General features: G+C 73.2%; 12 protein-coding genes and 1 pseudogene. 7 read left to right on the top strand and 6 right to left on the bottom strand.

Annotation, left to right across the window (positions count from 1 at the left end; translation table 11 throughout):
• Window positions 1-18 precede the first annotated feature (18 nt).
• Window positions 19-1,041, top strand: coding sequence for an enoyl-CoA hydratase/isomerase family protein (locus AB8Z36_RS16640; RefSeq protein ID WP_369214090.1), 1,023 nt, complete (start codon window positions 19-21; stop codon window positions 1,039-1,041).
• Window positions 1,042-1,061: 20 nt separating this feature from the next.
• Here AB8Z36_RS16640 and AB8Z36_RS16635 read toward each other — a convergent pair whose 3' ends face one another.
• The 3 genes from AB8Z36_RS16635 to AB8Z36_RS16625 form a co-directional block, all read right to left on the bottom strand.
• Entirely contained in the window at window positions 1,062-1,535 is a 474-nt protein-coding gene (locus AB8Z36_RS16635) for a hypothetical protein (RefSeq protein WP_369214088.1), read from the bottom strand.
• A 69-nt stretch (window positions 1,536-1,604) separates the two neighbouring features.
• Complete coding sequence (locus tag AB8Z36_RS16630) at window positions 1,605-2,360, bottom strand: ABC transporter permease (RefSeq protein ID WP_369214089.1); 756 nt, start codon at window positions 2,358-2,360, stop codon at window positions 1,605-1,607.
• The gene (locus AB8Z36_RS16625) at window positions 2,357-3,304 is read right to left on the bottom strand and encodes an ATP-binding cassette domain-containing protein (protein ID WP_369214087.1); all 948 of its coding nucleotides are present in this window, start codon (window positions 3,302-3,304) and stop codon (window positions 2,357-2,359) included. The genes AB8Z36_RS16630 and AB8Z36_RS16625 overlap by 4 nt, the downstream gene beginning before the upstream one ends.
• 109 nt (window positions 3,305-3,413) lie before the next feature.
• Between AB8Z36_RS16625 and AB8Z36_RS16620 the strand changes: the two genes are divergently transcribed.
• From AB8Z36_RS16620 to AB8Z36_RS16610, 3 genes are all read left to right on the top strand, one after another.
• Window positions 3,414-4,652, top strand: a complete 1,239-nt coding sequence (locus AB8Z36_RS16620) for a sensor histidine kinase (protein WP_369214086.1) — start codon at window positions 3,414-3,416, stop codon at window positions 4,650-4,652.
• A 14-nt stretch (window positions 4,653-4,666) separates the two neighbouring features.
• Window positions 4,667-5,329, top strand: coding sequence for a response regulator transcription factor (locus AB8Z36_RS16615; protein ID WP_369214085.1), 663 nt, complete (start codon window positions 4,667-4,669; stop codon window positions 5,327-5,329).
• Between the two features lie 97 nt (window positions 5,330-5,426).
• Window positions 5,427-6,584 (top strand): ROK family protein, encoded by a 1,158-nt coding sequence (locus tag AB8Z36_RS16610; protein WP_369214084.1) that lies wholly within the window; start codon window positions 5,427-5,429, stop codon window positions 6,582-6,584.
• 66 nt (window positions 6,585-6,650) lie between these two features.
• Here the strand turns inward: AB8Z36_RS16610 and AB8Z36_RS16605 are convergent, their stop codons facing one another.
• Together AB8Z36_RS16605 and AB8Z36_RS16600 are read right to left on the bottom strand one after the other, a co-directional pair.
• Entirely contained in the window at window positions 6,651-7,409 is a 759-nt protein-coding gene (locus AB8Z36_RS16605) for a GntR family transcriptional regulator (protein ID WP_369214083.1), read from the bottom strand.
• A 310-nt stretch (window positions 7,410-7,719) separates the two neighbouring features.
• The gene (locus tag AB8Z36_RS16600; RefSeq protein WP_369214082.1) at window positions 7,720-8,613 is read right to left on the bottom strand and encodes an RNA polymerase sigma-70 factor; all 894 of its coding nucleotides are present in this window, start codon (window positions 8,611-8,613) and stop codon (window positions 7,720-7,722) included.
• 202 nt (window positions 8,614-8,815) lie between these two features.
• Between AB8Z36_RS16600 and AB8Z36_RS16595 the strand changes: the two genes are divergently transcribed.
• Entirely contained in the window at window positions 8,816-9,703 is an 888-nt protein-coding gene (locus AB8Z36_RS16595) for an alpha/beta fold hydrolase (RefSeq protein ID WP_369214081.1), read from the top strand.
• Here the strand turns inward: AB8Z36_RS16595 and AB8Z36_RS16590 are convergent.
• Window positions 9,661-10,071, bottom strand: coding sequence for a VOC family protein (locus AB8Z36_RS16590; RefSeq protein ID WP_369214080.1), 411 nt, complete (start codon window positions 10,069-10,071; stop codon window positions 9,661-9,663). The genes AB8Z36_RS16595 and AB8Z36_RS16590 overlap by 43 nt on opposite strands.
• A gap of 196 nt (window positions 10,072-10,267) precedes the next feature.
• On the opposite strand from AB8Z36_RS16590, the gene AB8Z36_RS16585 reads away from it, so the two are divergent.
• Both AB8Z36_RS16585 and AB8Z36_RS16580 read left to right on the top strand, forming a co-directional pair.
• Window positions 10,268-11,863 (top strand): alkaline phosphatase D family protein, encoded by a 1,596-nt coding sequence (locus AB8Z36_RS16585; RefSeq protein ID WP_369214079.1) that lies wholly within the window; start codon window positions 10,268-10,270, stop codon window positions 11,861-11,863.
• 101 nt (window positions 11,864-11,964) lie between these two features.
• Window positions 11,965-12,252: pseudogene (locus AB8Z36_RS16580) on the top strand (GNAT family N-acetyltransferase); the annotation flags it as partial.

Below are 12,252 nucleotides of genomic sequence, written 5' to 3'. Positions count from 1 at the left end.
GCTCCAGTCGCCCCCGTCCTGCTCCGGCGCGAAGGCCGGGCCGGATACGTCGTCCTGAACCGGCCGCGGGCCATCAACGCCCTGAACCACGCCATGGTCCGCCTCCTGGACCGTGCCCTCACCGAGTGGGAGGACGACGGCTCGGTCCAGACGGTGGTCCTGACCGGCGCCGGGGAGCGCGGGCTCTGCGCGGGCGGCGACATCCGCTCCATCCACGACGACGTCCGGGCGGGGCGCCCGGCGGCCCCGGCCGCGTTCTGGTACGACGAGTACCGCCTCAACGCCCGCGTCGCCCGCTTCCCGAAGCCGTACGTCGCCGTGATGGACGGCATCGTGATGGGCGGCGGCGTGGGCGTCTCGGCCCATGGCGGGGTGCGCGTGGTCACCGAGCGCTCCCGGATCGCGATGCCCGAGACCGGCATCGGCTTCGTGCCGGACGTCGGTGGTACGTACCTCCTCACGCGCACGCCCGGTGAGCTGGGCACGCACCTCGCCCTGACCGGCTCCCCCGTGGCGGCCGGTGACGCGCTGTTCTGCGGGCTCGCCGACCACTACATGCCCTCGGAGCGGCTCGCGGCGTTCACCGCGGACCTCGCGGACATGCCCGCGGCCGACGCCGTGCGCCGCCACGAAGCACCCGCTCCCGGGGCGGAACTCGCCGCGCACCGCGAGTGGATCGACCACTGCTACGCCGCCGACACCGTCGAGGAGATCGTGGACCGGCTGTACGCCTGCGGCGACCGGCACGCCAAGGAGACCGCCGAGACGCTCCTCGCCAAGTCCCCGACCGCCCTCAAGGTCACGCTCGCCTCCCTGCGCCGGGCCCGTGCACTGCCGGACCTGGAAGCCGTGCTCACCCAGGAGTACCGCGTGTCCTGTGCGATGCTCGGCGCCCCCGACCTGCCCGAGGGCATCCGCGCCCAGGTGGTCGACAAGGACCGCAGGCCGCGCTGGTCGCCCGCGGAGCTCGCGCGGGTCACGGACGCCGATGTGGCCCACTTCTTCCGCGAGGCCGACGGGGGCCCGCTGCGCTTCGGCTGACCCATCTCCGCGACCCCGGCTCAGGGCGGGTCGGTCTCCGTCACCACGGCGAGGAGCTGGAAGGGCAGTTCCTTGTCCCACTGGGCGACGCCGAGGGCTATCCAGCGGTCGTCCACCCGCCACAGGTGCAGGTCAGGGACGCATGAGCTGAGATGGGCCCACGGCTCCGGTATCTCCTCGGCGGCGGGCCGGGAGCCGGGGCCGACGGCGGACTCCGCGTCCATCAGCCGGTCGAAGAGGCTCGCCAGGCTGAACCGCTGCGGCGGCCCCCAGCGGCCGGTGAGCAGGACCGTCAGACCGTCGCGCTCCGCCTCGTACTGCTCCTCGGTCAGGGTCCAGCGGGTGCCGTCGTCCTCCCAGAAGGTGTCGCTCGTCAGTAACTCCGCGATGTGATACCCGGGGCCTTCGGAGCCGCACTCCGACCTGCCGTGCTCCGCGGGGAAGTCCCGGGAGCGCAGCAGGTCGATCACGGCGAGATGCTGTGCGGTACTCATGAGACCCAGTAAAGCGGCCGCCACTGACAATCAGTCATCCGCCGGATGGCGTGCGCCCGTCGCGGGCGCTCACGCGTCACGGCGGCGGACCGCCCACCAGCCCGCGAGCAGTGCGGCCACGGACCAGGCCGCGAGGACGGCAAGTCCCGCCCAGGGGCCGAGCGATCCCGTCGGGGCCTCGTGCAGCACCTGCTGTCCCGCCCTGTCCGGCAGGAAGGCCGCGACGCCGCTGTCCATGTCGCCGACCACGAAGGACACGATCAGCGTGAAGGGGATCAGGATGCTCAGGACGGCGACGCCGCTGCGCAGCACGGCCGTCAGACCGGCCGCCAGGAGCGCCATGAGGGCCAGGTAGATCCCGCCGCCCACGCAGGCGCGCACGGCGCCCGGGTGGCCGAGGCCGATCGCGTCGTCCCCCAGGAACGCCTGGCCGGTCAGGAAGGTGCCGAAGCCGGTGAGCAGTCCGGCGAGGAGCGCCAGGCCGCCGACGACGGCCACCTTGGCGCCGTAGAACAGCCCGCGGCGCGGCACCGCGGCGAGGGAGATCCGCAGGGCGCCGCTCGTGTACTCCGAGGACAGGGCGGTCGTGCCGAAGCTGATGGCCGCGACCTGCCCGAAGTTGAGGGCGTAGAAGGCGCCGAAGAGCGGCTCGGCGCCGGCGTCGTCCGACGACTCGACTCCGCCCACTGTCGCGAAGACGAGGGCGGTGATGGCGACGGTCGCGAGGAACACGGTGAGCAGCGAGACGAGGCTCGACCGCAGGGACTTGATCTTGATCCACTCGGCGTGGGCGACGGGCAGCACCGGGGTGCGGGACACGGTCAGACCTCCTGGGGGGACGTGGCGGCGGGGGCCGCGGGCGCGGTGGCCGCGAACTCTGTCTCCTCCGCCGTGAGGGCGAGATAGGCCTGCTCCAGGGAAGCTTGCTCGTCGGCGAGTTCGAGTACGGGGATACCGGCGGACGCGGCGATCGCGCCGACCTCCTCGGCCCTGGCGCCGTCGACCGTCCAGCGGCCGTCGTGCGCGTCCCCGAGGGCGTACCCCTTGGCGATGAGGACGTCGCGGAGCCGGTCGGGGTCGGTCGTGCGCACCCGCACGCGCGCGTGGCTGTGCGCGCCGATGAAGTCCGGCATGGGCGTGTCGGCGAGGAGCCTGCCGCGGCCGAGGACCACCAGGTGGTCGGCGAAGGTGGCGGTCTCGTTCATGAGGTGACTGGAGACGAGGACCGTACGGCCCTCCTTGGCCAGGCGGCGCAGCAACTCGCGTACCCAGATGATGCCTTCGGGGTCGAGTCCGTTGGACGGCTCGTCGAGCATCACCACGGCGGGGTCACCGAGCAGGGCCGCCGCGATGCCGAGACGCTGCCGCATGCCGAGCGAGAACGTCTTGATCCTGCGTCCGGCCACGCTCGTCAGACCGGCCTCGTCCAGGACCTCGTCGACGCGGCGTGCCGGGAGGCGGTTGCTGACGGCGAGGGCGAGCAGGTGGCTGCGGGCGGTGCGGGAGCCGTGGGCGGCCTGGGCGTCGAGGAGCGCGCCGACGTGGCGCAGGGGGTCGGGCAGCGCGGCGTAGGCGCGTCCGCCGACCGTCGCCGTGCCCGACGTCGGCCGGTCCAGGCCGAGGACGAGGCGCATGGTGGTCGACTTGCCCGCGCCGTTGGGGCCGAGGAAGCCGGTGACCCGGCCGGGGCGGACGCTGAACGTGAGGGCGTCCACGGCCCGGGTCGTGCCGTACTCCTTGGTGAGGTCTTGGACGTCGATGCTGGTCATGGGGACAGCCTGGCCGTGGAGGGGGCCCGTGGTCCTCCCCCGCCCGGGGAGTCCTTCTCCCCCGGGCGGGGGAGCCGGGCGCCCCGGCCCTGCTGGCACGATGAGCGTCATGCCCGGCTCTCCAAGAACCCTGACGCGCGTGGTCGGCCACCTCACGCGCGCGGTCACCTATACGCGCTGGCTGCATGTGTTCCTGGGGTCGGCCATCGCGTGGGTGAGTGCCTCGATCTATCCGGGGCTCTCCGAACCCTCGTTCACCGACTGGGTGCTCGTGGCGGTGCTTCCGGCGCCGCTGCTGGTGACGGCCGCCATGGTGCCCGTCGTGCGCAGGGCCGAGGGATTGCAGGCCCGGATGATGCTGTTTCCCGGTCAGCACGCGCGCGGGGCGGGCGCTGCGGTGGAGGAGCCGGGCATCTCCGTGGCCCCCTCCGCCTCCTGGCGTGACCGCGCGCGGACCGCCGTGTGGCTGGTGTTCCGCCTGGAGACCGGCGTCGCCCTGGTCCTGGTGACGGGCCAGCTGCTCGGGATGGTCTTCACCATCATCGGTGCCAACGACCAGCCCCCGGAGAGGGACGGGCTGCTGCTCACCGTCCCGGAACCGTTCGCGGTCCGCCTGGCGCTGCTTCCTCTGCTCGTCCTGGTGGAACTCGGTGCCCTCCTGGGGGCAGGGCACCTCACGGCCCTGGCGGCCCGCCGGCTGCTCGGCCCCTCCCCCGCCGAACGCCTCGCCCTCATGGAGGAGCGCACCGAGCAGCTCCTGGAGCGCAACCGCATCGCGCGCGAACTGCACGACTCCCTAGGGCACGCGCTGACCGTCGCCGTCGTGCAGGCGGGTGCCGCGAGGGCCGCCGCCGACCCGGAGTTCACCGCGCGGGCGCTGGAGGCGGTCGAGGAGACCGGGCGGGCCGCGCTGGAGGATCTGGAGCGGGTCCTGCGGGTGCTGCGCGAGGACGGGCAGCCGGTGAGCGGCAGGCCGACCCTGGCCGACGCCGATCGTCTGGTGCAGTCGGCGCGCGCCTCGGGCGCCACGGTGGACGTCGGGGTGACGGGCCCCGTGGAGCGGCTGCCGGGCCCCGTCTCCCGCGAGGGCTACCGCATGCTCCAGGAGGCGCTGACCAATGTCCTGCGCCACTCCGGCCCCGTTCCGGTGCGGCTGCGCATAGCGGTGGACGACGGCCGCATGGTGATGGACGTGCGCAACCCGCTGCCCGGTACCGCCGGTTCGACCGGGCGCGGCGGCAGCGGGCTGCGCGGCATCCGGGAGCGGGCCACGCTGCTCGGCGGGCGGGCCACCACGGGCCCGCTCGACGGCGACTGGCAGGTGCACGTCGAACTGCCCCTGCGGTGATCTACGCTGGCCGGATGCCGGTCTCAGTGCTCCTCGTGGACGACGAACCCCTGGTACGCGCGGGCCTGCGCGCCGTTCTGGAGGCACAGCCCGACCTCAGCGTCTGCGGTGAGGCGGCCGACGGGGCGGCGGTCATCCCGCTCGTCCGCGAGCTGCGGCCGGACGTGATCGCGATGGACGTCCGCATGCCGCTCCTGGACGGCATCGAGGCCACCCGCGCGGTGCTTCGCACGGTGCGGGACCCACCCAAGATCCTCGTGGTGACGACCTTCGAGAACGACGAGTACGTGTACGAGGCGCTGCGCGCGGGCGCCGACGGCTTCCTGCTGAAGCGGGCGAGGCCCGCGGAGATCGTGCACGCCGTGCGCCTGGTCGCCGAGGGCGAGTCGCTGCTCTTTCCCGCCGCGGTGCGGCAACTGGCGGGTGAACACGGCAGGCACCGGGGCAACGCCGAGGCCAGGGCCGCGCTGGACCGGGCGGCTCTGACCGGGCGCGAGGCCGAGGTGCTGCGGCTGATGACGCGCGGTCTGTCCAACGCGGAGATCGCCGACCGTCTGGTGGTCGGCACCGAGACGGTGAAGTCGCACGTCAGCGCCGTCCTCGGCAAGCTGGGCGCACGCGACAGGACGCAGGCCGTCATCGTGGCGTACGAATCCGGTTTCGTGGCACCTGGATGACGAGGGAAGGCCGGGGGAAGGCGGGCCCGGCACTCGCCGGGGCCCTGTCCTACGAGTACGATCCGGCCATCATGCGCACGAGCTGGAAGGACGGACGTTGGGGCAGCTGACCGGCGGGGACCCCTCACTGCTGCGGCGGATCAACTCCGCGGTGGTGCTGCACGCGCTGCGTGCCGCGGACCTGGCGACGCTCACCGAGATCACCCGCGTGACCGGGCTCTCCCGGCCCACCGTGGAGGGCGTCGTCGAGGGGCTCATGGAGGCCGGGCTCGTGGTGGAGTCGGCGGCCGAGGACAGCGGCGCCCGGCGTCAGGGGCGGCCCGCGCGGAAGTTCCGCTTCCGCGCCGAGGCCGGTCATCTGCTCGGCCTGGAGATCGGCCCGCACCGGGTGGCGGCGGTCCTCGCGGACCTGGACGGCAAGGTCCTCGGCACGGCGTCGAAGGACGTCTCCGAGGACGCCCCCGCCGACGACCGCCTGGAGCGGCTGCGCACCACGGTCGCCGATCTGCTGCGCCGCGCGGGCATCGCCCGCAACACGCTGCGCGCGGTCGGCGTGGGCAGCCCCGGCATCCTGGAGGCGGACGGCACGGTGCGGCTGAGCACGGCGCTGCCCGAGTGGACCGGGCTCCAGCTCGGCGAGCGGCTGCGCCGCTCCTTCAGGTGCCCGGTGCTCGTGGAGAACGACGCCAACGCGGCGGCCGTGGCCGAGCACTGGAAGGGCGCGGCGGCCGGCATCGACGACGTGGTCTTCGTCAACGCCGGGCTGAGTCCGGGGGCCGGTTCGCTGATCGGCGGTCGGCTGCACCGCGGCTTCGGCGGCGCGGCGGGCGAGATCGGCGCCCTGCACCTGCTCGGCCGCGAGGTCACTCCGGAGACGCTGCTCTCCACCACGGGCGAGCCGCTGCACCCGCTGGACGAGCAGGCCGTCGCCGCGGTCTTCGCGCACGCCAAGGAGGGCGACGCACGGGCGCAGGCGGCCGTGGAGCGCTTCATACAGCGCCTCGTGCACGATGTGGCGGCCCTGGTCCTCGCCCTGGACCCCGAGCTGGTCGTGGTCGGCGGCTGGGCGGCGGGCCTGGACGGTGTCCTCGAACCCCTGCACAGGGAGCTGGCACGCTACTGCCTGCGGCCGCCCCGGGTCGCCCTTTCGATGCTCGGCCAGGCGGCTGTGGGGACCGGGGCGCTGCGGCTCGCCCTCGACCACGTGGAGGAGCAGTTGTTCGCCGTGGAGGGCACGGTCACCGCACGCCGCTGAGCGCGCGCGACCCCGCCGGGCCGAGGGGCCGGGCGGGGTCGTGGTGTCCGTACGAGCGGTGCCGCCTCAGGCGGCGCCGCCCTCGGGTCCGTGGTGTATCTCGACGCCCGAGTCGCCGAAGGTGAGGCGGCAGGTGTCCGCGCGGTAGGTGGCGACGGAGACGGCCGCCGTGCGGCCCTCGGCGAAGAAGCGGGTCGTCACGAGCAGGACCGGGGCTCCCGGGAGCCGGTCGAGCGCCTTGGCGTCGTCCGCGCGGGCCGAGCCGAGCTCGACGGCCCTGTCCTGCCCTTCGAGGCCGAGCCGGGCGAGGTCACGCAGGACCACGCGCGCGCGGGCCGCGCCCGAGGCCGCGTCCATGCCGGTGAGCTCGGCGACCGACGAGGTCGGTACGTAGAGCAGCTCGGCGGCGACGGGCTGGCCGTTGGAGACGCGGGTGCGGCGGATGACGTGGACCTGCTCCTCGGGGAGCGTCTGGAGCATCCGGGCGACGTCCACGGGAGGCACTCCGGGCGCGCAGTCCGCGGGCTGCCAGGCGTCGCCGGTCTCGCCGGGCCAGGAGCCCTGGGCGGAGCCGACGGCCACGCCCATGCGCGGCGGGGCGACGGTCGTGCCGACCCCGCGGCGGCGCTGGAGCCTGCCTTCCAGTTCGAGCTGTTCGAGTGCCTGGCGGAGCGTGGCGCGGGCGACGCCGAAGCGGGCGGCCAGATCGCGCTCGTTCGGCAGGATCTCCCCGACGGCGAACTCGGAGTCGAGCGCCTCACTGAGCACGGTCTTCAGATGCCAGTACTTCGGCTCCGGCACCGTTTCGAGCTGCGTGGTCCCCACCCTGTCCTCCGCAATCGCCGTTCACCGGCGGCTTTTTAGCGCCCTTGTTTATTAAAGGTTCCTGCACTATCCCTGCGACCATAGGCCCGCCCTGATCCTTGGTCAAGACCAATCCTCGATCCGTAACGGTCCGCACAGGGGTGATGCCACAGAGCATTCATGCGGAGTTCGCAAGCGGCCAAGCAGGCGTTATCGGCCACGCCGGGGCCCGGGGCGCCGAAGATCACACGGCGAAGGGGCCTCCGCCAGGCGACGGAGACCCCTTATCCCGCGATTCGCACGCTTTGCGCATGCCCCTGATTGTTGAGCCTTAACGGGTGAGTGTCACAAGCTTGTCCGGATTGCGGACGATGTAGATGCTCTGGACGCGGCCGTCGACGACGTCCAACTGGAAGACGCTGTCCGGCGCGCCGTCCACGAGGAAGAGCAGGCATTCGGCGCCGTTGAACTCCATGAAGCGGAATTCCACCCGGCCCGCCACCCCGTCGATGCCCTTGCGGGCGGCGCCGTGCAGGAAGCGGCCCACCTTGTCGGCGCTCTCCAGGACCCGCACCGGAGCCTTGGCCTTGCCCCCGCTGTCGCCGACCAGCCGCACATCGGGGGCGAGCAGCGCCATCAGTCCGTCGAGGTCCCCCTCCGTCGCCGCCGCCAGGAAGCGCTCGGTCAGATCACGGCGCTGGGCCGGGTCCACCTCGTAGCGCGGGCGGCCCGCGTCGACGTGCTTGCGGGCCCGTCCGGCGAGCTGGCGCACGGCGGCCTCGCCCCGGTCGAGCGTGGCCGCGATCTCGGCGAAGGGGAACCCGAAGGCCTCGCGCAGCACGAAGACGGCGCGTTCGAGCGGCGAGAGGGACTCAAGGACGACGAGGACCGCGAGGGACACCGAGTCGGCGAGCACCGCGCGCTCGGCCGTGTCGGGCACGGTGGGCCCGTAATCGGTCGCGTAGGGCTCGGGGAGCCAGGGCCCCACATAGGCCTCGCGGCGGGACTGCACGTGGCGCAGCCGGTCGATGGCGAGCCGCGTGGTCACCCGCACCAGATAGGCGCGGGGTTCGCGCACCTGGCCGTGGTCGGCCGTGGACCAGCGCAGCCAGGCCTCCTGGACGACGTCCTCGGCGTCGGCCACCCGGCCGAGCATGCGGTAGGCCACGCCCATCAGGACGGAACGGTGTTCTTCGAAGACGTCGGTCGCACTGTCGGTAGCCACCCCTCCATCCCAGCCCACGGAGGGATCGGCTGTCCAGGAGAAATAGCCGGCCCGGACCCGGGTGCGAGCCGTCGGCACCCCCCGGGCGGGAAACGCGTGGCACACCCCCTCTTGAAGTGCGGGCTACCGAGCGGTAATTGTTGCTGACAGCATGTCTAACGATCTGAGGAACCGTCGTCACGCGGCGGGGACGGGAGCAGCCATGGCCGCAGAGGTGTCCTTCGACGTCGCGTCGCCCGCCGGTCCGCGCACCGCGACGATCTCCTACGCGCGTGCGGGCGCCGGTGAGCCCTTGCTGCTCCTGCACGGCATAGGCCACCACCGGCAGGCCTGGGACCCGGTCGTGCGGATCCTCGCCGCCGAGTACGACGTGATCGCCGTGGACCTGCCGGGCTTCGGCGCCTCCCCCTCGCTGCCGGACGGCCTCGCCCACGACCTGCCGACCGTCGTCCCCGCGCTCGGCGCCCTGTGCCGGGCCCTGGGGATCGAACGCCCGCATGTCGCGGGCAACTCCCTGGGCGGGCTGCTCGCCCTGGAACTCGGCCGCGAGAAGCTCGCGCGGTCCATCACCGCCCTCTCCCCCGGCGGCTTCTGGACCCCGGCGGAGCGCCGCTACGCGTTCGGCACCCTGCTGGCGATGCGGCAGGGGGCCCGTCTGCTGCCCGTGCCCGTGATCGAGCGCCTCTCCCGGTCCGCGGCCGGGCGCACCGCCCTCACCAGCACCATCTACGCACGCCCCTGGCGGCGTTCACCGGACGCGGTCGTCGCGGAGACCCTCGCGCTGCGCCATGCCACGGGCTTCGCGGCCACCTTGACGGCGGGCCGCGACCTTCCCATGGGCGAGGACGTGACGGGCCTCCCGGTCACCATCGCCTGGGGCAACAGGGACCGGCTGCTCGTGCCCCGCCAGGGCATCCGCGCCAAGCGGGCGATACCCGGGGCCCGGCTCATCCGGCTCACCGGCTGCGGCCACGTGCCGATGAACGACGACCCCGCCCTCGTGGCCCGCGTCATCCTGGACACCTGCCGTGCCGCGAAAGCGCCCGCTCAGGAGTTGGACCACGCGCGCGTGCAGAGCACGAGCCGGTAGCCGTCCGGGTCCTCGACCGTGACGCCCCACTCGTTCCAGTACGGGTTGGGCGAGACCGCCCGCCTGCCGCCGTGCCCCTCCAGACGCGCGATCAGCTCCTCGGGCACGGGACCGTCCACGTAGACCACGAGCAGATCGTCCTCGGTGGGGCGCGGCTGGACCGGCGCGGCGGCCTCGTGGACGAGTTCGAGGTGCCAGGAGGCGTCCGGCCACCCCACCATGAGCAGGGCGTGCTCACCGGGGGCGGTGCCGCCGTCGCTCCGGTACACCACGCTCAGGCCGAGGCCGTCGGCCCAGAAGCGTTCGGCCGCCGCCAGGTCCCGCGAGGGGCGGGCGATGCGGATGTGGCTCTGGCCGTTGACCGGCATGGTGGTCCCCCTCGATGTGCGGCTCGGGTGCGGTGCGCCCGGCGGCGCGCCGTGATCATCAGCGTAGACGGATGTACGCGCGACAGTTCCCCCGTACGGGCCGTGAGTTGTTCACTTGTGGTTCGCGTGAAGGCTGTGGCGCGCACCCGACGGGACGCCCGCAGACTGGTCGCACCCGTCAACTGGAGGCGCATTCATGTCATCACGTCAGCCGAGCCAGGCACCCCGCCGCCGCAGCCTGCTGCGCGGCTCGCTCGCCGTACCCGCGGCGCTGGCCGCGGCCTCGTCGGCGCTGCCCGCGTTCGGCGGGGCGGCTCCCGCGCTCGCCCTCTCCGGGCGCCCGGCGGCGAAGTGGGGTGTACAGGCGGGGGACGTGACCGCGCACGCGGGGCTCGTCTGGGTACGCTCCGACCGCCCGGCGCGGATGATCGTGGAGACCTCCGCCACCGAGTCCTTCCGCGACGCGAGACGCTGGCGCGGGCCGCTGCTCGGTCCGGACACCGACTTCACGGGCACCACCCGGCTGCGCGGCCTGCCCGCAGGTGAGCAGATCCACTACCGCGTGCTGCTCGCCGACCCCGACGACCCGCGCCGCACCGGCGAACCGGTCGGCGGCACGTTCCGCACGACGCCGAAGGGCCGCAAGGGCGGCGTGCGCTTCCTGTGGTCGGGCGACATCGCGGGGCAGGGCTGGGGCATCAACCCCGACCGCGGCGGCTACCGGATCTTCGAGGAGATGCGCCGCCGCGACCCCGACTTCTTCCTGTGCAGCGGCGACAACATCTACGCCGACGGGCCCATCCTGCCCAGCGTGACGCTGCCCGACGGCAGCGTGTGGCGGAACGTGACGACGGAGGAGAAGTCCAAGGTCGCCGAGAGCCTCGCGGAGTTCCGGGGCGCGTTCCGCTACAACCTGCTCGACGACAACCTGCGGCGGTTCAACGCCCAGGTGCCGTCCCTCGTGCAGTGGGACGACCACGAGGTGCACAACAACTGGTACCCGGGGCAGATCCTGGACGACGCCCGCTACACCGAGAAGAACGTCGACGTGCTCGCGCGCCGCTCCCTGCGGGCGTTCAGCGAGTACTTTCCCGTCTCCACGCTGCCGCCCGGCGACGAGGACGGCCGGGTCTACCGCGTGCTGCGGCACGGACCGCTCCTCGACGTGTTCGTCCTGGACATGCGCACCTACCGCAACGCCAACTCCCCGAACCGGCAGCCCGAGGACGCCACCGGCATCCTCGGCGCCCGGCAGCTGGACTGGCTGAAGCGGGAGCTCTCCCGTTCGCGTGCGGTGTGGAAGGTGATCGCCTCCGACATGCCGCTCGGCCTCGTGGTGGCCGACGGAAGGACGAACTTCGAGGCCGTCGCGCAGGGCGACCCCGGCGCCCCGCTCGGCCGCGAGCTCCAGATCGCCGAACTCCTGCGGCACATCAAGCACCGCGGCATCACCGGCACCCTGTGGCTCACCGCCGACGTGCACTACACCTCCGCGCAGCACTACGACCCCTCGCGCGCCGCGTTCACGGACTTCGCGCCGTTCTGGGAGTTCGTGTCCGGGCCGCTGGCCGCGGGCGGCTTCCCCGCGGCGAAGCTGGACGGAACCTTCGGCCCCGAGCAGACGTTCATCAAGGCACCGGCCCGCGCCAACACCTCACCGGCCGAGACGCCGCAGTACTTCGGAGAGGTGGACATCGACGGCGGCAGCGGGGAGCTGACCGTGCGGCTGCGGCAGGAGGGCGGTGGCGTCCTGTTCACCAAGGTCCTGGAGCCCGGCCGCGTGGGCCAGTAGCCGGTCGGCGCAAAGCGGGCGGAAGGCGGGCGGAAGGCGGCTTAACTCATCGGTCACAGCATGTTTGTGATCACGCAACACCGGTCGCGCACAGTGGCCGTATGCGCACTGACATGTCTCATGTGACCCGGACCAAGCACGGCCGACCCGTCCACCACTGGCGGCGCGACGTGGTGGAGCTGGCGGCCCTGTTCACCGCCGTGGCGGTGGCGGACGCGGTGGCCAACATGATCGGGCACAGCCCCGGAGGCCCGGCCCTCCTCGTGATCTCGGCCGTGGTGCTGGTCGCCACGGCCGGGTTCCACACCTGGTGGGCACGGCGCCACAACCACGCGCCCCCGGCGGCGCCCGATACCGGCGCCCGGCCGCCCGCCCCCGCGGCGCAGGCC

Origin of the sequence: Streptomyces flavofungini, assembly GCF_041028215.1 — a bacterium.
Classification (GTDB): domain Bacteria; phylum Actinomycetota; class Actinomycetes; order Streptomycetales; family Streptomycetaceae; genus Streptomyces; species Streptomyces flavofungini_B.
Note: the sequence above shows the minus strand (reverse complement) of the source record. Positions and strands in the feature narration are given on the sequence as shown.